The organism is Solwaraspora sp. WMMA2080, assembly GCF_027497395.1.
Classification (GTDB): domain Bacteria; phylum Actinomycetota; class Actinomycetes; order Mycobacteriales; family Micromonosporaceae; genus Micromonospora_E.
Window position 1 is genome coordinate 5,533,513 of sequence record NZ_CP114910.1, and the last position, 23,390, is coordinate 5,556,902.

24 protein-coding genes, 2 pseudogenes and 1 CRISPR repeat array (1 of these 27 running past the window's edge) are annotated in these 23,390 nt (G+C 70.8%); of the genes and pseudogenes, 14 read left to right on the plus strand and 12 right to left on the minus strand.

Annotated features, from left to right (window positions below):
- A CRISPR array of direct repeats spans positions 1-2,045; the repeat unit is 37 nt; unit sequence CCGTCACCGGCCCTCGCGGGCCGGTCTCCATTGCGAC; it begins 670 nt to the left of the window's first position.
- A gap of 236 nt (positions 2,046-2,281) precedes the next feature.
- Both O7543_RS25305 and O7543_RS25310 read right to left on the minus strand, forming a co-directional pair.
- Positions 2,282-2,510 (minus strand): annotated as a pseudogene (locus O7543_RS25305) (DUF397 domain-containing protein).
- 19 nt (positions 2,511-2,529) lie between these two features.
- Positions 2,530-3,309 (minus strand): helix-turn-helix transcriptional regulator, encoded by a 780-nt coding sequence (locus O7543_RS25310; RefSeq protein ID WP_281555701.1) that lies wholly within the window; start codon positions 3,307-3,309, stop codon positions 2,530-2,532.
- Positions 3,310-3,435: 126 nt separating this feature from the next.
- Between O7543_RS25310 and O7543_RS25315 the strand changes: the two genes are divergently transcribed.
- On the plus strand, positions 3,436-3,711 hold the full coding sequence (locus O7543_RS25315; RefSeq protein WP_281551581.1) for a hypothetical protein: 276 nt from the start codon (positions 3,436-3,438) through the stop codon (positions 3,709-3,711).
- Positions 3,701-3,958 carry a hypothetical protein gene (locus O7543_RS25320; RefSeq protein ID WP_281551580.1) on the plus strand — a complete coding sequence of 86 codons (258 nt, stop codon included), beginning with the start codon at positions 3,701-3,703 and terminating at the stop codon, positions 3,956-3,958. Before O7543_RS25315 ends, O7543_RS25320 begins: the two co-directional genes overlap by 11 nt.
- A 92-nt stretch (positions 3,959-4,050) precedes the next feature.
- On the opposite strand, the gene O7543_RS25325 is transcribed toward O7543_RS25320, so the two are convergent.
- The gene (locus tag O7543_RS25325) at positions 4,051-4,458 is read right to left on the minus strand and encodes a VOC family protein (RefSeq protein WP_281551579.1); all 408 of its coding nucleotides are present in this window, start codon (positions 4,456-4,458) and stop codon (positions 4,051-4,053) included.
- Positions 4,459-4,623: 165 nt separating this feature from the next.
- Here O7543_RS25325 and O7543_RS25330 point away from each other — a divergent pair, with 165 nt between their 5' ends.
- Both O7543_RS25330 and O7543_RS25335 read left to right on the plus strand, forming a co-directional pair.
- Positions 4,624-4,989, plus strand: coding sequence for a hypothetical protein (locus tag O7543_RS25330; RefSeq protein WP_148083555.1), 366 nt, complete (start codon positions 4,624-4,626; stop codon positions 4,987-4,989).
- Complete coding sequence (locus O7543_RS25335; RefSeq protein WP_281551578.1) at positions 4,986-5,513, plus strand: DUF6036 family nucleotidyltransferase; 528 nt, start codon at positions 4,986-4,988, stop codon at positions 5,511-5,513. Before O7543_RS25330 ends, O7543_RS25335 begins: the two co-directional genes overlap by 4 nt.
- 21 nt (positions 5,514-5,534) lie before the next feature.
- On the opposite strand, the gene O7543_RS25340 is transcribed toward O7543_RS25335, so the two are convergent.
- From O7543_RS25340 to O7543_RS25355, 4 genes are all read right to left on the minus strand, one after another.
- The gene (locus tag O7543_RS25340; RefSeq protein ID WP_281551577.1) at positions 5,535-5,951 is read right to left on the minus strand and encodes a helix-turn-helix transcriptional regulator; all 417 of its coding nucleotides are present in this window, start codon (positions 5,949-5,951) and stop codon (positions 5,535-5,537) included.
- Positions 5,952-6,031: 80 nt separating this feature from the next.
- Positions 6,032-7,108: a hypothetical protein gene (locus O7543_RS25345; RefSeq protein ID WP_281551576.1), complete on the minus strand. Its 1,077-nt coding sequence runs from the start codon at positions 7,106-7,108 to the stop codon at positions 6,032-6,034.
- Positions 7,109-7,119: 11 nt separating this feature from the next.
- On the minus strand, positions 7,120-7,524 hold the full coding sequence (locus O7543_RS25350) for a hypothetical protein (RefSeq protein ID WP_281551575.1): 405 nt from the start codon (positions 7,522-7,524) through the stop codon (positions 7,120-7,122).
- A 63-nt stretch (positions 7,525-7,587) separates the two neighbouring features.
- The gene (locus tag O7543_RS25355) at positions 7,588-8,775 is read right to left on the minus strand and encodes a hypothetical protein (RefSeq protein WP_281551574.1); all 1,188 of its coding nucleotides are present in this window, start codon (positions 8,773-8,775) and stop codon (positions 7,588-7,590) included.
- A gap of 103 nt (positions 8,776-8,878) precedes the next feature.
- Between O7543_RS25355 and O7543_RS25360 the strand changes: the two genes are divergently transcribed.
- From O7543_RS25360 to O7543_RS25370, 3 genes and pseudogenes are all read left to right on the plus strand, one after another.
- A complete protein-coding gene (locus O7543_RS25360) occupies positions 8,879-9,457 on the plus strand; it encodes a hypothetical protein (protein ID WP_281551573.1) in 579 nt (192 codons plus the stop codon).
- A gap of 76 nt (positions 9,458-9,533) precedes the next feature.
- Positions 9,534-9,941 carry a hypothetical protein gene (locus O7543_RS25365; RefSeq protein WP_281551572.1) on the plus strand — a complete coding sequence of 136 codons (408 nt, stop codon included), beginning with the start codon at positions 9,534-9,536 and terminating at the stop codon, positions 9,939-9,941.
- A gap of 21 nt (positions 9,942-9,962) precedes the next feature.
- A pseudogene (locus O7543_RS25370) lies at positions 9,963-11,567 on the plus strand (serine/threonine-protein kinase).
- A gap of 14 nt (positions 11,568-11,581) precedes the next feature.
- Here O7543_RS25370 and O7543_RS25375 read toward each other — a convergent pair.
- Positions 11,582-12,037: a hypothetical protein gene (locus O7543_RS25375; RefSeq protein WP_281551571.1), complete on the minus strand. Its 456-nt coding sequence runs from the start codon at positions 12,035-12,037 to the stop codon at positions 11,582-11,584.
- Between the two features lie 13 nt (positions 12,038-12,050).
- Positions 12,051-13,061 (minus strand): YcaO-like family protein, encoded by a 1,011-nt coding sequence (locus tag O7543_RS25380; protein ID WP_281551570.1) that lies wholly within the window; start codon positions 13,059-13,061, stop codon positions 12,051-12,053.
- A 194-nt stretch (positions 13,062-13,255) separates the two neighbouring features.
- Between O7543_RS25380 and O7543_RS25385 the strand changes: the two genes are divergently transcribed.
- Positions 13,256-13,765: a tetratricopeptide repeat protein gene (locus O7543_RS25385; protein ID WP_281567273.1), complete on the plus strand. Its 510-nt coding sequence runs from the start codon at positions 13,256-13,258 to the stop codon at positions 13,763-13,765.
- Between the two features lie 20 nt (positions 13,766-13,785).
- On the opposite strand, the gene O7543_RS25390 is transcribed toward O7543_RS25385, so the two are convergent.
- A complete protein-coding gene (locus tag O7543_RS25390; protein ID WP_281551568.1) occupies positions 13,786-14,616 on the minus strand; it encodes a hypothetical protein in 831 nt (276 codons plus the stop codon).
- A gap of 189 nt (positions 14,617-14,805) precedes the next feature.
- Between O7543_RS25390 and O7543_RS25395 the strand changes: the two genes are divergently transcribed.
- The 5 genes from O7543_RS25395 (at position 14,806) to O7543_RS25415 (ending at position 20,897) form a co-directional block, all read left to right on the plus strand.
- The gene (locus O7543_RS25395) at positions 14,806-15,390 is read left to right on the plus strand and encodes a TetR family transcriptional regulator (RefSeq protein WP_281551567.1); all 585 of its coding nucleotides are present in this window, start codon (positions 14,806-14,808) and stop codon (positions 15,388-15,390) included.
- A 37-nt stretch (positions 15,391-15,427) separates the two neighbouring features.
- Positions 15,428-16,609 carry an FAD-dependent oxidoreductase gene (locus O7543_RS25400; protein ID WP_281551566.1) on the plus strand — a complete coding sequence of 394 codons (1,182 nt, stop codon included), beginning with the start codon at positions 15,428-15,430 and terminating at the stop codon, positions 16,607-16,609.
- Positions 16,610-16,797: 188 nt separating this feature from the next.
- Positions 16,798-17,682 carry an FtsX-like permease family protein gene (locus tag O7543_RS25405; RefSeq protein WP_281551565.1) on the plus strand — a complete coding sequence of 295 codons (885 nt, stop codon included), beginning with the start codon at positions 16,798-16,800 and terminating at the stop codon, positions 17,680-17,682.
- 199 nt (positions 17,683-17,881) lie between these two features.
- Positions 17,882-18,562, plus strand: a complete 681-nt coding sequence (locus O7543_RS25410; RefSeq protein WP_281551564.1) for a lytic polysaccharide monooxygenase — start codon at positions 17,882-17,884, stop codon at positions 18,560-18,562.
- Positions 18,563-18,710: 148 nt separating this feature from the next.
- On the plus strand, positions 18,711-20,897 hold the full coding sequence (locus O7543_RS25415; RefSeq protein ID WP_281551563.1) for an ATP-binding domain-containing protein: 2,187 nt from the start codon (positions 18,711-18,713) through the stop codon (positions 20,895-20,897).
- 59 nt (positions 20,898-20,956) lie between these two features.
- Here the strand turns inward: O7543_RS25415 and O7543_RS25420 are convergent, their stop codons facing one another.
- A complete protein-coding gene (locus O7543_RS25420; protein ID WP_281551562.1) occupies positions 20,957-21,412 on the minus strand; it encodes a hypothetical protein in 456 nt (151 codons plus the stop codon).
- Positions 21,413-21,421: 9 nt separating this feature from the next.
- The gene (locus O7543_RS25425) at positions 21,422-22,333 is read right to left on the minus strand and encodes a ParA family protein (protein ID WP_281551561.1); all 912 of its coding nucleotides are present in this window, start codon (positions 22,331-22,333) and stop codon (positions 21,422-21,424) included.
- Positions 22,334-22,724: 391 nt separating this feature from the next.
- Here O7543_RS25425 and O7543_RS25430 point away from each other — a divergent pair, with 391 nt between their 5' ends.
- The gene (locus tag O7543_RS25430; RefSeq protein ID WP_281555700.1) at positions 22,725-23,312 is read left to right on the plus strand and encodes a hypothetical protein; all 588 of its coding nucleotides are present in this window, start codon (positions 22,725-22,727) and stop codon (positions 23,310-23,312) included.
- The last annotated feature ends 78 nt before the right edge of the window (positions 23,313-23,390 follow it).

Here is a 23,390-nt window from a genome sequence, read left to right on the forward strand (position 1 = left end):
ACCGGCCCTCGCGGGCCGGTCTCCATTGCGACTGCGGGGCGATACCCTGCAACGCCCGCTGAATGCGCGCCCGTCACCGGCCCTCGCGGGCCGGTCTCCATTGCGACTCCGCCGTGTCCGGGCCTTGCTCGGCGTACGCCTCATCCCCGTCACCGGCCCTCGCGGGCCGGTCTCCATTGCGACGACGGCCTCGACACCCTCCTCACCGGATCGTCGACCGACCGTCACCGGCCCTCGCGGGCCGGTCTCCATTGCGACGATGCTGTTTCCGTGCGGGTCGGCAGCGTCGGGCTGTCCCGTCACCGGCCCTCGCGGGCCGGTCTCCATTGCGACGGGGACGGCCGTCTCCGGCCGACGGTGGGTGACTGCCCGTCACCGGCCCTCGCGGGCCGGTCTCCATTGCGACGGCCAGATCACCCCGTCCGGGGAGTGGTGCAGTCGGCGGCCCCGTCACCGGCCCTCGCGGGCCGGTCTCCATTGCGACCGAAGCGTGGCGGGGTGCGGAAGGCCAACGGCGAGCACCCGTCACCGGCCCTCGCGGGCCGGTCTCCATTGCGACGAGGACGGGGCCGATGTGCAGCAGGGCGCGCCGGGTCCCGTCACCGGCCCTCGCGGGCCGGTCTCCATTGCGACTCTCCTTGACCGATGGAACACTTACGGACCTTGTCTAGCCCGTCACCGGCCCTCGCGGGCCGGTCTCCATTGCGACATGGACGGCCGGCCGATCATGCTCCGCCTGCGGGACCCGTCACCGGCCCTCGCGGGCCGGTCTCCATTGCGACTCCGTCTGCATCAACGCGTGCGGCGGCACGCCCAACCCGTCACCGGCCCTCGCGGGCCGGTCTCCATTGCGACGAGAGTTCGGTCAGCTCGCACAGGTCATCCACGGCCAGCCCCCGTCACCGGCCCTCGCGGGCCGGTCTCCATTGCGACAAGATCGTGGACGTGCTGGCCCGCTGGTGTCCGGACCTGCCCGTCACCGGCCCTCGCGGGCCGGTCTCCATTGCGACGGGGCGACCGACCCCGGGTTGCAGGGCATGGGCAGCGTCTGTCACCGGCCCACACGGGCCGGTCTCCATTGCGACTTGTGGAATGATCCGGACAAACGGTCCCGGGTGCGATTCTGTCACCGGCCCACACGGGCCGGTCTCCATTGCGACTTGTGGAATGATCCGGACAAACGGTCCCGGGTGCGATTCTGTCACCGGCCCACACGGGCCGGTCTCCATTGCGACGTCCCGGCGTCCCGGTCGTCGATCGGTGTGGCGGACCGTCACCGGCCCTCGCGAGCCGGTCTCCATTGCGACCGGTCCCGCACCTCATCCGCCACGTACGCCGACGCGGCCGTCACCGGCCCTCGCGGGCCGGTCTCCATTGCGACCCCGCCCGGCACGGTGCGGAATGCCGATCGGGTCATCCGTCACCGGCCCTCGCGGGCCGGTCTCCATTGCGACACGAATCGACCAGCCGGGTGCGTCCGGTTCGCGGTACACCGTCACCGGCCCTCGCGGGCCGGTCTCCATTGCGACGCCCGGCCTGCGCCGTCAAGCCGGCGCAGCTCCACCGCCCCGTCACCGGCCCTCGCGGGCCGGTCTCCATTGCGATCCCATGTTGGACATCTGAAACGTGTTGTCGGCCCCGGCCGTCACCGGCCCACGCGGGCCGGTCTCCATTGCGACGGATTCGGGCTGAACAACCTGCGCTACCTGGCGTACCGTCACCGGCCCTCGCGGGCCGGTCTCCATTGCGACACCAAAGCAGCCGGAATGTGCTTCCGCTGGATTTCGTGCCGTCACCGGCCCACACGGGCCGGTCTCCATTGCGACTGGGGCAGCAGGGCGAGCATGTAGCCGGCGGCTGGCCGCCGGCACCGGCCGACGCGGGCTGGCCTCCATTGCGACAGCGCGGCGAGATGCGTCAGCAGCAGCGCCATCTGTTCCGTCACCGGCCCACGCGGGCCGGTCTCCATTGCAACCCGGCACCCACTGCGCATGGCCGCGAGATCACACCGTCACTGGCGCACCGGGGCCGGTCTCCATTGCGACTGCCAGCATGGTGTGGAGCTCTCCGTCTACGACCTGGCCCTTCACCGACTCGAGAAGTCGGTCTCCATTGGGGTGCGGGGCGGCTGCCGTTGGTGCCGGACGACGCGCACTCATGGACAGCGAAATCCGGTTCCTGGGCCAATCGAGTCAGAAGGGATCAAGCCGCGAGCGCCGGTCGCCTCGCCAGCGGTGGGCTGGCGAGGGCGACCGGCTGCGGGCGTAGCGGCAGGGGTCAGTCAGCGGGCGGGGGTGTGGGTGAGGAAGGTGGTCCAGGCGGTGGGGGAGAAGGTGAGGGTGCCGCCGTCCCGGTCCTTCGAGTCGCGGACCAGGACCCGGCCGGGCAGGTTGCCGGCCACCTCGACACAGTTGCCGCCGGTGTCGGTCGACCGGCTGGACTTGCGCCACGCGGCGGCGACCTCCACACAGTTACCGCCGGTGTCGCCGGAACGGCTAGATTTGCGCCACTGCAGGCCGTCAGAAGTCGTCATGGTGTCAGCCTATATTTTGCGATGATGCGCAGCGACGCGCTGGTGGAGGCGGCGTCGCCGAGCAGCCTGTCCCACTTGCGGTTCAAGAACTGGATCGTCTCCTCGTCGTCGGCGACCTGGCCTTTGGCGACGTTCTCCAAGTATACGGCTGGGTCGATGTCGTGAAGATCGGCGAGGACGAAGCCGCCGCCGAGACCGACGTGCGCGCCGACCTCGGTCGGCAGGATGTGGATCCGTACGTTCGGCATCTCAGCAACCTCCTGGAGGTGCTGGAGCTGCCGGTCGAGGATGGCATGGTCGCCTATTGGCCTGCTCAGGATCGACTCGTCGAGCACGAAGGTGCACTCAGGCGGCTCCTCGCGGGTCAGCAGCTCCTGCCGTTCCATCCGGAGCCGGACCAGTTCCTCGGCCTTGGCCGGTGTGTGCAGGTTGCCAGCGGTGATGATCGCTCGGGCGTACTCCTCGGTTTGTAAAAGGCCAGGGACGACGCCCAACTCGAAGTTTCGGAGGCGGGTGGCTTCGGACTCGATCTTGCGCCAGGCGATGAACCAGGCGGGAGTGCGTTGGCGTTCGGCGCGGTCCAGCAGTTCGGTCAGCAGGCCGCCGGTGTCCAGAGCTACGTCGGCTTCTTCGGCAAACTTGAAGGTCGGCTTGCGTCGGCCCGTCTCGATCGCGGCAATCGTCGACGCACTCCAGTTGATCTTTTCGGCGAGCCCGTCCTGGCTTACTCCGGCGGCGACCCGCGCTGCTTTGAGCGCGCGTATCCACATGATCATGTCCACCGCTTACCCCTCCGTACGTGAGTGATTTCACGGGTATGCCGCTCCATCCTTACGGGAGAGTGCCGGCGGAGTCCAGAGTGTTCGTAGGAGAAGTTTCCGAGGATCAGCGGAGGGCAGAAAATGAGCGTCCTGGTGCCAGGTTCCCAACCGCCGGCCATCCCCGAGTTGAGCGAGGAGCAGACCCGTGACGTCGCCATCCGGTACGCGACAAGCGTCGTCACCGACCACTGGCCTTCAGCAGAGTGGGCCGGCTGCCCGGTCTGCCTGACCGACGGATGCCGCCCGATGGACACCGCGCTGCAATTTCTACGCGTGGAAGACTTCGGAGCGTACGAGTGGTTCGCCGAGCTGCTGCGCGACGGCAAGCCGGTGGAAATGATCAACGATGAGAAATGACCCGCTGGTCAAAGTCGGCGACACGGTTTCGCTGAATACCGGCGACTACTGCTACGGCCTCGGTCGGCTCGTGCTGCGGGTCACCCGGGTCGACGACGGCGCACAGCATCCGGGGATCGAATGGGTCCACCTGGTCGGGGTCGAGGTCGTCGGCGGTGAGGACCAACGCTTCCGCTTCATCGTCGTACGGGCGGACGCGCTGCGCCGCCCCGGCGCGGTGACCCGGCCGGCCCGTCGCCGCCCGTGAACTCGTCGAGTGGAGGGCTGGGGTACGTAATTTCCGCCGAATTACGTACCCCAGCCCTCCACTCGACGCGCGGTGGCGCAGCGGCGGTGCGACTACGCGGACAGTCGCTGCGAGAAGCGGATGTTGTTGCCGGACGGGTCGCGGACGCCGCAGTCGCGTACCCCGTACGGCTGGTCGATGGGCTCCTGCATGACCTCCGCCCCGGCGGCCCGGACCCGATCGAACGTCGCGTCCACGTCGTCGACCAGGAAGATCAGCCCACTGAGCGAGCCCTTGGCGAGCAGTAGTTCCAGGGTCTCCTGGTCGGCGGCGCGACCCATCGCGGCGACTTCGAGCACGATCTCGACGTCCGGCTGTCCGGGCGGGCCAACAGTCAGCCAGCGGACGCCCTCGAACGGCACGTCGGTGCGGACCTCCAGGCCGAGCACGTCGCGGTAGAACTTCAGTGCCTCGTCCTGATCGCGGACGAGCAGGAACGTGTGGGAAAGCTTGATTGTCATGCCAGCGACGCTACGCCGGCCGGCTGACCTGGGCTTCTCCAAACCGACTTGATACTCCGGCCGGTCCTGGACAGGCCGTCGCCCGGTAGCCTGAAGCTGATGGTGCCGAAGTGATGCCGAGGTTCGGAAAGTGAGGTTCGCGTTGTGGGTACCGGCTACGAACCGATGAGTCTGGCAGTGCTGGCCAGCCATCTGGCATCCACAGACGTCGACCAGACCCGGTGGAAGTTGGTGTGGGAGTTCCTGGAGGAGTTCCGCTGGGAGCCGGCGGACACCAGGGTGACGCTGCTGCTGGACGAACCGGAGCAGACCGGGGACGAGCGGTGGGACGCGCTACTCGCGGCACTCGCAGAGCATCTGCTCGCTCAGGCGGACGTCGCCCCGCCGCAATGGGCTGAGGCGCGGGTGCTGCGCCGACCATGGTTTCCTGCCGAACTGGCAGTCCACCGGGCAGATGCGTTGGCGTGGGCGCCAGCCGCCCTTCGCAAGCATGGGGTGTACCTGTCCGTCCACGACCTGGCAGCGGCGTGACCGGCTCAGACGGCGTCCTGATGGGGCGCGCGGAACTTGAGCGAGCGTTCAGTAGCCTGGGTGATCGGCTCGTCCGTCGAGGGGTCGTTGCTGACATCTTCGTCGTCGGTGGTGCCGCGATGGCGCTGGCCTATGACGCAAGACGGGTGACCAGGGACGTCGATGCGATGTTCGTGCCGCACGGCGTCGTTCTCGACGAGGCGCGTGCGGTGGCCGACGAACTAGGACTGCCCCCGTGGTGGCTCAACGAGCAGGCCAGTGTGTACGTGTCTGGCAAAGAGGACCCGGGGCGACGGCGGGTCTTCGACCATCCCGGCATTCGCGTCATGGCGGCTTCGCCCGAGCACATCTTCGCGATGAAGGCTCTCGCGGCACGGGCACGCGACGTGGACGACCTTCGTACCCTCGCTGCACTGGCCGAGGTCGCGACGGTGGACGATGCCGTGCGGTTGTGCCGTGACTTCTATCCGGACGAGGCGATCTCGCCACGAGCCATGGGCGTGATCCGTGAGCTGTTCGGTTAGCTCCAAGCCTCGTTTCAGCCGTCAATGAACAGTAAGGCGCAGCGCGGCCGGGCGGGTCGGGCGGGTGACGGCCTTGACGTAGCAGGCCGGGATGGCCGCGCTAGCGGCGTGTGACCTGGCCCGGTACGCGCTGGGCGACTCGCCGACCAGCTCGGTGAAGCGGGAGCTGAACGAGCCGAGCGAGGTGAACCCGACCGCCATGCAGACGTCGGTGACGCTCAGGTCGCCACGGCGCAGCAGCGCCTTGGCCCGCTCGACCCGCCGGGTCGACAGGTAGCCGTACGGGCTCTCGCCGTAGGCGGCACGGAACAGCCGGGTGAAATGCGACGGCGACATGTACGCGGCCCGCGCCATCGCCGGCACGTCCAGCGGGCGGGCGTACTCCCGGTCCAGCAGGTCCCGGGCGCGGCGCAGCCGGACGGCTTCCTCGACGTTCACCCGGTCAGGGTGCCACGCCCCACCGACATCCGGCTTCGTCGTTCAGCCCGACGGAGTCAGGTCAGGCTGACGGAGCCAGGTCAGTCCGACGGGGTGAGGCCGCGCCGGATGTCGGCGGATGATGCGCCGTGCAGGTCGGGCCGGTTGACGCCCAGCTGCCCGACCACTTGGCGGGCGGCGGCCACGTCCTGGTGCAGTCGGGTCAGAGCGTCCGCCACCTTGGTCTCGTCGTCGACGAACTTCTCGTTCTGCTTGGTCAGCGCGCCCTGCACCGCGACCGCGACATCCTGCGCGGTGATGCCGCCGATCTCGATGGGCTCGGCGTCCCCGCCGACCTCCAGCCCCTGCGCCAGGGTGCTGGCCGAGATGATCACCGCGCCGACCCAGGCCGCCATGCCACCGGTGGCGGCGATCAGGGTGCCGGCGGCGATGCCGACCAGCGTGCTCCAGACGTGGCCCTTGGCCGACTTGCCGCCCGCGCCGAGGTCACCGAGCGCGGTGAGCGCCTTGTCGAGCAGGTCGAGGACGGCCTTCCGTTGAGCGATCTTGCTGATCTTGTTGGCTTCCAGCAGCTCCTTGGCGATGCGGGCGGCAGCAGCCTGGCAGGCCAGCCCGTTCTCCAGCGGGGCCACGAAGTTGCCGATGAAGGTCTGCTGGAACGAACCCTCCCAGTGGTTCTCCATCTGGTCGCGGACGGTCTGCAGGCCGGTGAGCCCCATGTCACGGTTGCCGAGTTCGCCGGCTTCGGCGACCGACCCGCCGAACATGGTGGCGATCGTGCCGAGATTGTCGATGGCCAGGTTGGCCTCGTCCGGGTCCGGCATCAGGTAGCTATTGAAGGTGGGGACAACCCAGGCGTAGTGTTCGTTTTCGATCGCATACTCCCACTGCCTGATCTCCGCCTCGGCGAGGACCACCTCCTCGTTCGGCAGCCCGGGGCCTTTGTTGATGACGACGGAGAACGCCCCGGAGGTGATGGTGTACGCCCGCCGGTCCGGGTTGGCCTTGTTGTACTCCTCCAGCAGCGCATCCAGGTAGGAGCGCATGTCCTGCAGGGTCTGCCGGACAAACTCCTGCCGCAGCTTTTCGGCCTTATCGGTCAGATCCGAAACGAATTTCGGATTCGCGTACTCGGCCGGGGTGTCGGCGTTGCCCATTGTCGCCCCCTTCAGGAAGCGTCGGACCGGCGTGGGGCGGGGATCGGCGTACCGGGGTCGTCCTCGGACCCGGGTGCGGGCGGTGCGATCGCCGGGTCGGTGGAGTTGCGCCACGGGTCGGCGAGAAGCGCCTGAAGCTCGCTCGCGGCCTGCGCGTCGGTCGCCTCGTACGCGAGGCGGGCGTCCCGCACGGCGGTCGCGCCGTCCAGCACCACACCGCCGATCTCGGCGTACATGTCCTGCAGTTCGTAGCGCAGCGTGTTCCACATGGTCAGGGCGAAGGTCAGCCCGGATGCGCCGTCCGCCGCCGCGACCAGCCGGTTCGCGTCGTAGTAGACGTCCGCCACGCGCGGCAGCAGCGCCTCAGACACCCGCCACAGCGCGTACAGGTCCCCGCCGGTGACATCCTCCGGCATCACCATCACCCCCGGTCGATGGTCGGTGGAACCGCTCGGGCGGGCTGCCGAGCGGTGGTGCGTTCATGCTCTACGGCGGCGTACCGCGACGACCGCCACCAGCAGCGTCACCGCGACGGCGGCCACGGCGGCCAGCACCCACCATGGCCGTACCGCGCCGTCGGGATCCGCGTCGCCGCCGTTGCCCGGACCGGCGGCGGAGATCGCCGGAAGCTCCAACCGGTACACCTTGTGCTGGCGTGGGTCGACCAGGTAGCCGAGCTGGTCGTCCACCATGGCCAGCGGGCCGGCGAACGACGGATCCGCCAGCAGGGTCTCCACCCGGCCGTCCGGGTGGAGGCGGTAGAGGCCGTCGTCGGTCGACAGGTACCGGGCGTTCGCGGTGGCGGCCAGGTAGAGGGTGCCCTGCCAGGCGCCGGCGGGGATCTCTGCCGACTGCGATTCGGAGTACGTCCACCGGCTGTCGCCGTCGCGGACCACCGCGCGCATCACGTCGTCGGACAGGCCGTACAGCAGGGTGCTCGCCACCCAGCGGCCGCCGGCGGGGCCGTCCGCCGTCGAGATCGGCGCGTACGGGAAAGTGAACGTCGCCGCGTCGCCGCCCGCCACCAGCCCGACGTCGCCGCTGCCGATCAGCGTGTCGATGACGCCATCGGCGTCGATCCGCCGGACCCGGTAGTTGCGCAGGTCGCCGAAGACCAACCCGCCGTCGGCGTCGACGGTCAGGCCGCTGACGTCGCGCAGTTGCGCCTCGACGGCCGGCCCGCCGTCACCGGCGAACCCGGCCCCGTTGTCGCCCGCCACCACGGTTACGTCACCGTCGGGCGCCAGGGCGAGGATCCGGGCGTTGCCGCTGTCACCGATGTAGACATCCCCTGCGCTGTCGACCGCCAGACTGCTCGGATAGCTGAGAGTGAACTCGCCCACGGGGACGGTGCGGATCACGCCGTCGGTGGATATCGCCCGGACGACCCCGTTGCCGGTGTCGGCGACGTACACGACCCCGTCCGGCGTGACGGCGACCCCACCGGGCTGGTTCAGCGCCGCCGCCGTGGCAGGACCATCGTCGCCGGAGTACCCGGCCTCACCGGTTCCGGCGTACAGCGTCGCCGTCGATCCGTCGGCCGGAGCCGCCTCGGCCGCCAGCGGCTCGACCGGAGACACCGCGTCGGCTGCCCGTGCCGGCAGCGGGATTCCGACTGTCGCCGTTGCGACGAGTGCCGCAGCGAGCCCACGCGCAGTTCGTTTCACCGCCTAGTCCTAACACAGTGTGGCAATCGACTGTCGTCTCGTTGCCGTCGCTGTCCGGGGCGGATTTCGACGGTGGCCAGGTGACCTGCGGAGCGGGGGAGAGATGAGCGAGCCCGACCTTGACCGCCGCCCGCCGATCTCCGCGTCGTCCCCGGACGGTGCGATCTGGGCGGACACCACCGACGGTACGGACTTGCGGATCAGCTTCAGCTACGCGGCGTACGGTCGCTACACCGACGACACCCTCGCCCACCAGCTGAGCCGGCTCGGGCAGGCGATGTGGGTCGCGTTCCAGCGGTCCCAGGACGATCTCCACGAGCGACGGTCGGCGTCGTTCCGGGTCGTCGTCGACCCGCCGGCCCGACCCGAGCAGACACCAGGGCAGGCCGCGTACGCGCGGGCGCTCAACGAGGTGGTCGCGTCCGGCGGCTCACCGGACGGTTCGATCACGGTACGCACCACCGGCGCCCTCTCCTGGACCGTGCAGCTCGCCGAGGGCACGGTCACCCGGCTGGGCGAGAGCGCGTTCGTCTCGCAGCTGACCGCGGCCGTGCAGGCGATGCTGGCCGACCGGGAGCGGAAGATCGCCGCGTTGAAGGCCGAGTTCCTCGACCTGGGGGTGCCGAAGCGCTGGACCGCCCTGCTGCACCAGCTCCGCGAGCAGAACCGCGCCGAGCGTTGACGACGGCTTGCACGTCTGTCAGACGAGCCCGGCGGGGTCAACGGGATGAGGTGGGGGTCTGCCAGACGGTGGTGGCGTGCCAGTCGCGCAGGAACGCGCTGACCAGGTCGTCGGTCGGGAACCCGCCGCCCGGGTGCTGGACAGCGGCGGCGCGGTGCTCGGCCCGCAGCTGCTGCTGTTCCGGGTCGACCCGGCGCGGGTCGACCCGTACTTCCTGGCCGGGTTTCTGCGCGCGGCGCAGAGCCGGACCAGTGGTGCGGTGCGCAGCTCGTCGGCGTTGGCCCGCACCGACGCCCGACGGGTGGTGATCCCCCGACTACCGTTTGCCGAGCAACGCGGCTACGGTGAGGCGTTCCGGCGGCTGGTCACCTTCGAGGACAGTCTCCGGCGCACGGTGTCGCTGGGGGAGGCGTTGATCCGGCAAGGGTTCGCCGGGCTTGCCGACGGCACCCTGCGACCACCGTCGACTGCTGCGGAGAGGTAGCGAGAGGTGAGCCTGCCGGCGTTGAGCGAAGGCCGTTACGAGCTGGAGCAGATGATCGCGCGGGGCGGGATGGGCGAGGTGTGGCTCGGCCGGGACGTGAAGCTGGAGCGGGAAGTCGCCGTCAAGTTCATCCGGTTCCCCGACCTCGAACCCGACCCGGAGCTGGTGAAACGGTTCTTCCGGGAGGCTCGGATCACCGCCCGGCTGCAGCATCCCGGGGTGCCGGCCGTGTTCGACGTCGGCAGCCACGACGGCCGGCCGTTCCTGGTGATGCAGCGGGTCGGCGGGATCAGCGTCGCCGACCTGGTCGCCGAGCAGGGCCAACTGCCGGTCGGCTGGGCGGCGGCGATCGCCGCGCAGACCTGCGCGGTGCTGTCGGTGGCGCACCGGGCGTCGCTGGTGCACCGCGACCTGAAACCGAACAACCTCATGGTCGAGCCGGACGGCGGGGTGAAGGTGCTCGACTTCGGGCTGGCGGTGGCGTTGGACCGTACCGACCTGTCCCGGATCACCCGTACCGGGTAGAGCCTGGGCACCCCGGCGTACATGGCGCCGGAGCAGATCCGCGCCGAGTTGAGCAGCCCGCAGACCGACCTGTACGCGCTCGGCTGCACCCTGCACGAGATGCTCACCGGCGCACAGGTGTTCACCGGCTCCAGCCCGTACGTACTGATGAACCAGCAGGTCAGTGGGGTGCCGACATCGTTGCGGCGGCTTCGTCCGGACGCGCCGGACGAGCTGGCGCAGCTGCTGGCGGCGCTGCTGGCCAAGCGCCCCGACGAGCGGCCGGGCAGCGCCGACGAGGTGTACCGCCGGCTGTTGCCGTACGCGACGGATCTCGGCCCGCTGCCCGGGGCGCTGGCGCCGCCGACACGGCCCAGCCCGGTGCGGATGTACGCGGAGGTTCTCGGCCGGGTGCTGGCTGCCCGCCCGGACCCGGCGGCCCCAGCTGCGCCGGCTGCGTCGGAGCTGTCTGCTCCGTCGGCTGAGGCTGAGCCGACGCTCAGTCGTACGGCGCTGGACCGGGCCCGCAGCGAAGCCGGCCGCCTGGTCCGGCAGTCCCGGTTCCACCAGGCGGCCGAGGTGCTCGCCGATGTCGCCGGTCCGGCGTCGCAGGTGTTCGGCCCCACCGACGGTGATGTGGCGAGCCTGCGGTTCGAGCTGGCGAGCGTGCTGTTCGAAGGCGGCGACTACCGGGGCGCGATCCCCGTGTACCGGGAGCTGGCCACTGATCTGGCCGCCGCAGCCGGCTCCGCCGCGTCTGCGGGCGCTGCGGGCTCCGTCGCCGGCCCGGCGTCCGGCGGCTCGGCTGCTGAGTTGGCGGTGGCCTGCCGGCTCAAGGAGGCCACCTGTCATGCGTTGATCGGGCAGTCGACCGAGGCGTTGCAGCTGCTCGACGCCCTGCTCACCGACGAGGTAGGGCAGCACGGCGCAGACCATCCGGGTACGTTCGACCTGCGCCGGCAGATCGGGCTGCTGCAGCTGGGCTCCGGGCAGGTGGCGGCGGCCGCCGCGACGTTGCGCGAGTCGCTGGCCGTCCTGGTACGCGCGTACGGCCCCGACCCCCCGGATGTCGCCGAGGCCAGAAAGCTCCTGGCCGACCTGCCGGACGAGCTGGTCGGCTGACTCCGGCTCCGGGGTCAGCCCGGCTCGGTGACGTCGGGTCGACGAAGGCCCCGGGAGCGGGCGGCACGCCAGGCTGGGCCGACGACAGCCACCAGGCCGATGGCGCCGACGCCACCGAGCCACGCTGTGGTGATCGTTCGTCCCGCGTCCCGCCCGGGGATACAGGAGACGATCAGCGGCTCTCGCTGACCGAGTGGGTCGATGTCGACCTCGACCATCGAGCCGACCGGCTCGGCCGGCCCACAGAACGGAACCCAGCCGAGATCGTCGCCGCCGACGGAGAGCTGGTAGCTGGGGTGGCACAGTTCGGTGCCCGGCACGCACCCGTCACGGACATCGGTGACCTCGGCGGTGACCTGTTCGCCGTACGGCGAAAGGTTGCCTTCGCCGTACGCGCCGGCGAAGGCGAGACTGAGCGCTCCGACCGCGATCCCCAGCAGTGTGCGTCCGGTGATGACGACCGTCGTCAACCGGCTGGCCCGGTTACCGGAAGCTGCGCGAGCGGGCCAGATGGCGGCGACCACGTAGGCGGCTGCAGCTGCCCACAGCACCAGGACGGCCGTGACGAAGGTGAGTCCCGGTTCCTGGCCCAACAGGAAGCCGCTGAGGAGGGTCAGCAGCACCGCTCCGCCGAGCCACAGCATCGCCATGCTGCCGATTGTCCGGCCGGCCGGGCCGCCGCGCCAGGGCCGGCCGGTTGTCGGGTGCACGAGCCGAACACCAGATACCTGTCACCGTTGTTTTGACGTGTCTGGTGTTCGGCCGGCCAGCGGCAACCGACCCAGTGCCATGATCAACGTGGGCTATTCGGCGTTGTTCAAGAAGCCGCCAGGTGGTGTTCCGTTGTTCTTGACCGCCATGCCGCGCTTCCCCGGCACCACCACCCTGTCCGTCGGTGACGAGCATGAACCGCTCCAGGCCGGGGACGAAGATGTTGACCACGGCCAGGTTGCCGGTGACGTAGTGGTCTCGCTGCAGCGGCGTGAAGCCGCGTCTGACGAGGGCATCGATGAGCGCGTCGAAATGGCCAACCGCGGTGTCCGGCGCTTCCGTGTCCCGGTACGGCACCAGGATGGCGTCGCCGAGCCGGGTGCTGAAGTCGCTTCGGTAACAGGCATGGAGCGCGGGGTAGGGCGTCGTCCAGTCGTGCCGGACGGGCGCCATGGCCGCGAACGCGGAGTGGATGTTCCCGAGCGAGGACGCCAGGTGGATTTGGACCAGCTCGCTCACCGCACGGGCGATCGCATAGTGGCGGGAGAGTGAGGCGCCGCAGCCGCGGATCCGGGCCGGTTCGCCATCCTGCGTGGGAAGGTAGGCGAAGATCGCCGGCACGCCCAGATCGGTGGTCATGTCGATCAGGTACAGCCGCTGACCGGTGATGGTCTCCGCCGCCCAGCCGTTGTTGCAGGAGTAACGGCTCACCCCGGTGTAGTCGTAGTGGTCACCCAGACTGTCCCGCAGCGGGTCGGCTTCCTCGTCGAGGTAGTCCGGCACGGAAGGAACAGCGGCACGTCAATCTCGGCGCCGCTGGTCACCACCCGGAAGGGTAGGCACCCCATCGGCCCGTCGGGCAATTCCCCGAGCAGGCCGAGCGCCACGTCCTGGCTGAGCGTCACGTCGCGGGAGATCTCACCCGCGCGGCGTAGCGTCGTCCCGCCGCCAGCGAGGCCGCGCAGTCCACCAAGGTGGTGCTCCAGCGCCTCGAAGATCGCGCTGAGCCCTACCGTGGACGGTCTGCCGAGGCCGAGGGCGCTTGCCGGGAGGCCCTGGACTCGTTCGACGACCTGCTGGACGACGGCGCGACCGCGTACGCGTGGTATGTCTTCGGGTTTGCGGCGGTCGACCAGCAGCGGTACGAGGACGCCGTGTCATGGTTCGGCCGGTGCCTCGATCTGTGTGTGTCAGCCGGTCTGCACGTGCGGGAGGCGAGGGCGCGCTACCGGCTGGCGGATGCCTTACGGGAGACCGGCGAGCTGGAGCTCGCTCTCCGGCATGCCCGGCAGGCGGCCGGGCACTGCGAGCGGCTCAGTGACCAGCGAGATCAGGCCTACGCTTATGCGGTGCTCTCGCGGGTGCTGCACGCGCTCGGCGCCGACCAGGAGTCCCGCGAACAGCTGATCCTGGCCCACGACCTGTTCACCGTGCTCGGCCTGCCGGAGGCTGCCGAGACCGGACGGCAACTCGCCCGGAGTCCCTGACCAGTCCGAAGGGGACGGGGCTAGCGGCGGAGGATGACAGTGTCCAGGATGTCGAAGGTGGCCGGGGCGTCGCGGCGGCTGCCGACCAGGAACGCCACCTCGCGGCCGGGCTGGCACAACGGCCACCAGAACTCACGTGCCAGCGCGCGCCGCAGCGGCAGCCCGCAGTATTTCTGCCGCGCGCGTTGGTATGCCACCACGTCCCAGTCGCGTAAGTCCTGTACGTGACTGCGGCAGACCGGATGGTGGCAGTGGTAGCGGTAGGCGACGGTGAACGGCGGTCGGCGCAGCAGGTCGTGCACCACCGGACGGAACAGGTCGGGCTCGGTGCGGCGCCAGGTGGCGGCGGACCAGCGTTCGGCCGGCGGTGCCACCGGGGTCCGGTTGACCCGTACGTAGCGCAGTTCGGCGACCCGGATCAGCGCCAGTGACTGGGCGTCGGGGTGCCGTGCCGCCGAGTCTTCCAGGTCGCACATGGACCATTCGGCGTGCCGGTGCAGGACCGCGGCGCGTCCGGGCCACCGCCGGGCTTCGTGACGGACCCGCAGGGTTGCGTCGTGGACTCGCCAACTCTCCGGGCGGGGATCGGCCGGGTCCGGCTTGGCGATGGCTGAGACGATGTCGTACCGCCGTACCGGCGCGGTCTGGCTGAGCGGGTGGGCGGGGATCTCGTCGAACCGGATCCAGCGCTGGGGGCCGTCGAGGCGTAGGCCGACGAGGGTGGTCATCGCGCCGTGTGTCGCGGACGGCACCGGCGGGGTGATGCCGGTGACCAGCACCTGCATCGGGGTCGTGTCGCTGTTTTTGCCTGGTGGTGGTTGGTGGTGCGGCGTCCGGTACAGCTCGCTCACGCACGCCTCCGGCCGAGGGGTAGCCATTGGTGATCGGGCGACTACTTATTGCAAACAGGGTCGCACGGGTGGCACCCCGGAATCCAGAGCCGATCTCGCGGACCGGGTTGGCGTGGTAGATTGTTGGGCGGTCGCCCAATACGAGCGTCCAGGGCAATCGCCCAACAGTCGCCGTTCCGGAGGTGAGACGTGACGCAGACCGCCGCCGAACGCGGCCGGCAGGTACGGGCCCGGCTGCGCGCCGCCGCCGTCGCGTTGATCGCCGAGCGCGGCTGGGCCGCCGTCAGCACCCGGCTCGTTGCCGACCGGGCCGGGGTCGCCCCCGGGCTGGTCCACTACCACTACGCCTCGGTGCGGGCGCTGCTGATCGAGGCGGCCACCGGCACGATGACCGACCTCGCCGGCGAGCTGGACACCCTGCTCACCGGGGCCGTGAGCCCCGAGGCCGGAGTACGGGCTCTGCTCGCCGCCCTCGACGGATACTCCGGCACCGACCCGACCTCGCTGCTGTTCGCCGAGGTGTACCTGGCCGCCGCCCGCGACGCCGAGCTGCGCCAGGTGCTGACCGGCATCCTCGACGGGCTGCGCGGCCGGATCGCCGACTGGCTGGCCGGCCACGGCGTCGCCGACCCGCCGGGCAGCGCCGCAGTGCTGGCCGCCGCCCTCGACGGCCTCATGCTGCACCGTCCACTGTCATCCGGCCTCACCTCGGACGCGGTCGCCGGACCGCTGATCCGCCTGGTCACCAACGACATCACCGACAGCTCAGCATGAGCACCACCGACAACGCCACGACGGAAGGGGACCGACAGTGAAGGCGGTCATCTGCGGCGCCGGGATCGCCGGGCTGGCCCTGGCCCACCGGCTGGACGCCGCCGGCTGGGCGGTGACCGTCCTCGAACAGGCGCCGGCGCCGCGTACCGAGGGCTACATGATCGACTTCTTCGGGCCGGGCTACGACGCGATCGAACGGATGCGGCTGCTGCCGCAACTGCACGAGTACGGCTACCAGGTCACCGCGCTGACCTACCGGGACGATCAGGGCCGCCGCCGGGCCAGCCTCAGCTACTCCCGGTTCGCCGGCATCGTCGACGGTCGGCTGGTCAGCATCATGCGTCCCGACCTGGAACGGATCCTGCGCGAGGCGCTGCCAGGCCGGGTCGCGCTGCGCTACGGCAGCCGGCTGGCCCGCATCGACCACCGCGCCGACCGGGTCGACGCCACCGCCGTCGACGGCACCGTCCACCGGGCCGACCTGCTGGTCGGTGCCGACGGCATCCACTCCACCGTCCGTCGGCTGACCTTCGGCGACGAACGGCACTACCTGCGCCACCTCGGCTTCCACACCGCCGCCTGGGTGTTCGACGACCCGGCGGCCCGCGACGCCATCGGCGACGAGTTCGCCCTCACCGACAGCACCCGGCGCCAGCTCGGCTGCTACGTGCTGCGCGACGGGCGGATCGCCGTCTTCGCCGTGCACCGGACCACCGACCCGCAGCTGCCGGCCGATCCCCGGTCGGCCCTGCGGCAGGAGTACGCCGGCCTCGGCTGGATCGCCCCGCGGGCGCTCGCCGCCTGTCCACCCGCCGACGACATCTACTACGACCAGGTCGCCCAGATCGAGATGCCGGCCTGGAGCCAGGGCCGGGTGGTCCTGGTCGGCGACGCCTGCCAGGCGGTGTCCCTGCTCGCCGGGCAGGGCGCCTCGCTGGCCGTCGCCGGGGCGCAGACCCTCGCCGCCGAGCTGACCCGGGCACTCGACCCCGCCGCCGGCGCCGACCCCGGCGTGCTGGCGATAGCGCTGCGCCGCTACGAGACCGCGATGCGGCCGGTCGTCACCGACAAACAGCAGGTGGCCCGGCGCGGGGTCCGCTGGTTCGTGCCGGAGCACCGGTGGTGGCTGCACGTACGGCGGGCCGCGTTGGCCGCCGCCGGGCTGCCCGGCATGGACCGGGTGATCGCCGGAGCCATGGTCGGCAAGTCCAACGCCTGACCCGGGCCAACGGTCGGCCGGGTCCAGTGCCTGACCTGGGTACGCTCGTAGCATGCCGACCCCGACCCCGCCGAGCTGGATGATCCGCGGCCGCGAGCTGCTGTTCGACCTGGCCATCGTCGCCGTCGTCGGTTCCGCGTGGGTGCTCGCCAACGGCCCGTACGGCCTGACCGGCAGCTGCCACCGCGATGGCGCTGGTGATCGGCATCGGGCTGGTGACAGCGTTCTCGGTCGGCGGGCACAGCGTCAAACGAGCGGTGGAGCGGGAGGTTGACGTCCGGATCGGAGCCGCCTTCCTGGTGCAGTCCGACCTGGACCCGGTGCCGCCCGAGCTGATCGACCGGCTTCGTGACCTACCGGAACTCGGCGTGGTGCTCGACGGCGCCGAGGTGTACGGCGCTCCGGGCGGTTTCGACGTGGCCGCCGGCCACCCCGACCTGCTGACCAAGGCGGAGCTGGCGGTGGCCGACGGGGACGTGCGGGACTTCGGGCCGGGCCGGGTGATCGACGTCACCGCCGCCTACCCCGACATCGACACCTGGCTGGTGCAGCTCGACCCGGCAGCCGGCGTCGGTGCCGAGGCCGCCCGCGAGGCGGTGGAGTCGATCGTCGTCAGCTATCCGTTCGTGGCGTTCGTCGATCGGGCGGCGTACGCCGAGGCGCGGACCAGTACCGTCGACACGGTGCTGCGGTTCGTGCTGGCGCTGCTGGCCCTGGCGATCCTCATCTCGCTGCTCGGTCTGGCCAACACCCTGACCCTGTCGGTGGTCGAACGGACCCGGGAGAACGCCTTACTGCGGGCCGTCGGTCTGACCCGGGGCCAGCTGCGCCGGATGCTCGCCACCGAGGCGGTGCTGACGGCGGTCAGCGGTACGGCGTGCGGCATCGCTATCGGGGTGGCCGGGGCGGCGAGCGCGCTCGCCGTGCTCAACAGCGCCGAGGACGACATCTTCCGGCTGGACCTGCCCTGGACGCAGCTCGGGGTCGTCGTCGCGGTGGCGGCGGTCGCCGCGCTGCTGCCGGCCCGCCGGGCGCTGCGTCAACCGGTCGTCGAGTCGCTGGCGGCCGACTAGGTCGGCAACTGTTGATCGCTGATTGCCAGATCAACGCTTTCCTGGATCGGGAACTGCCCGGAGTCGTTGCGGGGGCGCCTCCGGGCAGTCCGACAATAACAGATATCTATAGACAATCATTGATATCTAGACCAATGGGTGCGATAGTCGGGTGGAAGCGCCCGCACCCGTATGAGCGCCCAGGAACGGAGGATGTACCGTGCGTTCACGCAACCTCGATCAACGCGGTCGGCGATCCCGACCGGCCGCCCGCCAGCCTGTTCGAGCGCTTTTTCTGCTGCTCGCCCTGATGGCCGGCATGCTGCCGTTCACCGGCGCGGCGCAGGCTCACGGCACCATCGTCAACCCGGCGAGCCGCGCCTACCAGTGCTGGCAGGACTGGGGACACCAGCACATGAACCCGGCCATGCAGCAGCAGGACCCGATGTGCTGGCAGGCCTTCCAGGCCAACCCGGACACCATGTGGAACTGGATGAGCGCGCTGCGCGACGGGCTCGGCGGCAGCTTCCAGGGCCGCACCCCCGATGGTCAGCTGTGCAGCAACGCCCTCTCCCGGAACAACAGCCTGAACCAGCCCGGACAGTGGAAGAAGACCAACGTCGGTCGCAACTTCACGATCCAGTTGTACGACCAGGCCAGCCATGGCGCCGACTTCTTCCGGGTCTACGTGAGCAAGAACGGGTTCAACCCCGCTACCCAGCGGCTCGGGTGGGGAAACCTCGACTTCATCACCCAGACCGGCCGGTACGCGCCGGCACAGAACATCAGCTTCAACGTTTCGACCTCCGGTTACACCGGACACCACATTGTCTTCGTGATCTGGCAGGCGTCCCACCTCGACCAGGCCTACATGTGGTGCAGTGACGTGAACTTCGTCTGATCGGCAGAGCCGACGAACGACGGCACGGCTCGCCCACCTACCCGGGACCACCGCGTCCCGGGTCGGCGGTCCTGCACACTCGGGGGCTGTCCGGCTCCCGCCCGCACCGGTACGGTGTGCCGGGTCTGCCGACCCGGGGAGCGTGCACATGGCCGACATGTCAGCGGAGATCGCCGCCGAACAGGCGTACTTCGACGCCGCCGCCCGGGAACGCGACCGGCGGGTGGCCGCACTCGGCTCGCTGGCCCGCAGCGGGGCCGACCGGGCCACCGCCGCCCGACTGCGCCACCACGCCGAAGCCGTCACCCGGGCTCTCGGCGGCGCCGCCGACGCGGTCGCGTTCGGCCGCATCGACGACGAGTCCGGCGAGGCGTACTACCTCGGGCGGCACCTGATCGGCTCGCCCGACGGCGGCGACCCGCTGGTGATCAACTGGCAGTCGCCGGCCGCGGCCCGCTACTTCACCGCCAGCCCCGACGAGCCCCAGGGCCTGGCGCGCAAACGCGGATTCCAGTGCACCGGCAACGTCATCGACCACCTCGACGACGTCCTGTTCGCCGGGATCGCCGCCGGGATCGCGGGCGGGTCGACCGATGGGTCGGGTCGGGCCGGCGTCGACGCGCAGCTGCTCACCGAGCTGGCCCGGGGCCGCACCGGCACCCTGCGCGACATCGTCGCCACCATCCAGGCCGCCCAGTACGAACTGATCCGTGCCCCGCTGCAGCAGGTCCTGGTGATCGAGGGCGGCCCGGGCACCGGCAAGACCGCCATCGCCCTGCACCGGGTCTCCTGGCTGTTGTTCCAGCACTCCGAGCTGACCGCCGACGACGTACTCGTGGTCGGCCCGCACCCGACGTTCATGCGCTACATCGGCCAGGTGCTGCCCGGGCTCGGCGACGCCGAGGTCGAGCTGCGCGACATCAGCCGGCTCGCCCCGACGGTACGGCGTGGCCGGGCCGAGCCGGCGGCGGTGGCCCGGATCAAGGGCGACGCCCGGATGGCCGGCCTGCTCGACCGGGCGCTGCGCAACCGGATCGGCACCCCGGACCCGGCGGAGCGGCTGCTGCTGGGCAGCCGGTTCGTCACCCTGCCCGGCGAGCAGGTGCAGCAGGCACTCGACGCCGCCGCCGCGGCCGACCTGCCGTACAACGGTCGCCGTCAGCTGTTCCGTGACCGGCTCGCCGACCTGGTCCAGGACCGGTCAGGCGTCGACCCGCGCGGCGAACCGGCGCTGGCCAACCTGGTCGAGCGGCTCTGGCCGCAGCAGAGCCCGGCGGCGTTCCTGCGCGGCCTGCTGGCGTCCCGGCCCCGGCTGCGCACCGCCGCCGGCCCGGCGGCTGCCGCCACTGGCTCGGCCGCCGACGGGCTGACCGCCGACGAGTTGGCGCTGCTGCACCGGCGCGGCGCCGACCGGATCTCCGAGGAGATCTGGTCCGCCGCCGACCTGCCGCTGCTCGACGAGCTGGACCAGCTGATCGACGGCGGGCCGTCGCGCCGGTACGGGCACGTGGTGGTAGACGAGGCGCAGGACCTGTCACCGATGCAGTTGCGGGCGGTGGCCCGGCGCAGCCGCACCGGCTCGTGCACGGTCGTCGGCGACCTGGCCCAGTCGACCGGCGGTTGGGCCCGGGACAGCTGGGACGAGGTGACCCGGCATCTGCCGTCGACCTGCCCGGTGCGGGTCGCGCCGCTGCGGTACGGCTACCGGGTGCCCCGCCAGGCGTACCAGTTCGCCGCCCGGCTGCTGAAGGTCGCCGCGCCCGGCGTGACACCACCGGAGGTGGTCCGGGACGGTCCGGCTGAACCCGGCGTGCATCGGGTCGGGCTCACCGATCGGGCCGGTCGGGTCGTCGCGGTGGCCGGCGAGCACGCCGCGCGGGGCGCGTTCGTCGGCGTCGTCTGCCCGCCGCGCTGCCGCCGCGAGGTCGAGGCGGCGCTCGCCGACAACGAGATCGCCTGGAGCAGCGCCCAGCAGGGCGATCTCGGCGCGGCGATCAATCTGGTCAGCCCGGCCGAGGCGAAAGGCCTGGAGTTCGACGCCGTGGTGGTCGTCGAGCCGGAGCAGATTGTCGCCGACGACGAACGCGGCCACCGGATGCTGTACGTCGCGTTGACCCGCACCACCGGCCACCTGGACGTGGTCTGCGTCGGCGACCCCCTGCCGCTGAACACGCCGTACCGCCCGGATCCGGGTTCGGCCGACGACCAGTCCGAATTCACCGAACGGTCCACCCGGCTGCTCGCCGAGCACCTGGCCGGTCAGTTGCGCGCCGGCGCGCCGGCCGCACACTGGGCGGAAGTCATCGACGAGGTACGCCGCCAGCTCGGCGACTGACCATCCGCAACCGACTTGCCACAGTGCGGAGCTAGTGACCGGGCGGTGCTGCGCTGTCGTCAGGAGCTGCTGGCGGGGCGGCTGAGCACCGCCGAGGTGAGCCGCCGGCCGACGGTCGCCTGGACGATGTTCTGCTGGATGACGGACTTGGCGGCCCGGCTCGGCAACGCCACCCCGAGTTCGGTGGCCAGGGCCCGTAGCTCGGCGACCTTCAGCCCGAGATCGTCGAGGTAGCGTCCGGCGGCCACCCGGTCGTCGATCGCCGCCAGGTCGGCGCGGATCCGGTCGCTGTCGACGACGACCGCCGGCTTCGCCGCCTTGACGGCCCGGCTCCGGCGGGTCGGTGCCGGTGCCGGTGCCGCAGGCTGCTGTGGCCCGGCGGTGGCGGTGGCGGTGGCGACCGTCAGCTGCGCGGTGCCGTCGGCGAGTGCGGCCAGTTGCTCCGGCGGCAGGGTACGGAGGAAGTCCGCGACCCGGATCAGGACGGCGTGGGACAGGTCGGCGGCGCTGGTCACAGGACTCTCCTACGGGCGGATCTTGGCGAGGAACTCGCTGGCGAGCTGTTGCAACTCGTACTGGACGTTGACGTTCGCGTCCGGCATCAGGACCGCGGGCAGGCCGTGCTCACCGGCGGAGGCGAACACCGTCTTGTTGTCGCGGATCATCTGCTGGAAGCGCGGGATCTCGATGGTCGCAGGATGGCCGATGAAGTTGCGCAGCGCCAGCAGCGGCCCGTGCCCGGTGTACTGGACCATCGTGAAGACGATGCCGAGGATCTCCGGGCTGATCTGGTCGGCCCGGCCCGCCGCGACCCGGTTGTAGTCGGTCACCAGCTCGGAGACCTTCTTGCGCAGGTAGTCGATGCCGAGCGTGGACAGGTAGTCCGGCCGGGCCGGGATCAGGATGTGGTCGCTGGCGACCACCCCGGTGCGGGTGACCATGGTGAAGTTCGGCGGGCAGTCGACCAGGACGACCTGGTAGTCGGTGAACGCTGGTGCGGCGAGCGCATCGGCGAGCGCCCGGTGCAGGGACAGGAAGCGCGGGCTGCCGTGCTGGAACCGAGATCCGCCCAGGCTGGCGGCGAAGTCGAGGTCGGCGTCGGTGAGCATCAGATGGGACGGCACCAGGTCGAGCCGACCTTCGCTGTGCTGACCGATCACCTCGTTGACGGTGGGCGGGGTGAGCACGTAAGGGTCCAGTGGTGCGGCCCCGCCCCGGTCCAGCACGTCACCGAACCACTGCAGGATGGTCCGTTCGTCGGCCAGCTCCCGTTCCCACATTGTCGGTTCGACGAAGGAGAAGGTCAGGCTGGCCTGCGGGTCCAGGTCGATCAGCAGCACCCGGTGCCCGCGGTACGCGAGTTCAGCCCCGATGTTGGCAGTGAGGGTGGTCTTCCCGACGCCACCTTTGTAGTTGATGACGGACACCACGGTCATCGGCCGCTCCGCACACGCATGGTCAGCAGCATGCCACGCGGACGCCATCGCCCGACCCCGCCGGCCGGAATGATCCGGCGGGCGGCGTCGTTGTGCATGGTCGCGCCACGCAATCCGGCCCGCGGCTCAGGCCGCCGGCCGCCGGTCACCAGGCACAGGCCCGTAGCCGTCAGGCACCGGCCGGGCGGCCCGGCGGGTGGGCCCGGTCGGGAATCGTCGACGGGCCGGCGTGGTTGTACATGGTCACGGCGCGCAGCAGCGCACCCGCGCCACCGCGTCTGACCCCCGTACCACCCGGATGACCGTTTACCGCGCACCCGCCCGCTGTGCCGGGTGTGCCCCCTCGGCAAACGGAAGGTGGACCCCCATGACCACGATCATCACCCGTACCCTGCGTACCAGCCTGCGCACCACCGCCCTCGGCATCGCCGGGCTCACCCTCGCCGGCGGCGCGGTCGCCGCCCCCGCCCTGGCCGCCGACCACGCCCCCACCGCCCTGACCGCACCCGCGGCCGCCGCGAGCAGCGACAGCGTCGACACCGACAAGCTCACCCCGCACGGCGTGCAGGGCGAACAGTCCCGCATCAGCCTGTCCGGCGAGCAGACCGACAACGTCAAGGGCATCATCGCCGCCACGAAGAAGGCCGGCATGCACGAGCGGGCCGCCGTGGTCGCCATCGCCACCGCCCTGCAGGAGTCAAAGCTGGAGAACCTGGGCCACCTCGGTGACCGCAACGACCACGACTCGCAGGGCCTGTTCCAGCAGCGCCCGTCGTCGGGCTGGGGCACCGTCGAGCAGATCACCGACGTGGAGTACTCCACCACCGCGTTCCTGAACGGGCTCAAGGCCGTCGACGGCTGGCAGGACATGCCGCTGACCCAGGCCGCGCAGACCGTCCAGGTGTCGGCGTACCCGGACCACTACGCGCAGTGGGAGACCCAGGCCGCCGAACTCGTCGCCCAGCACTGGAACAGCTGACCCGAAACACCCCAAGCTCAGCGCGAAGGGCCGGACCCCGTACCCCGGGGTCCGGCCCTTTGACGTATGCCCCGGCCG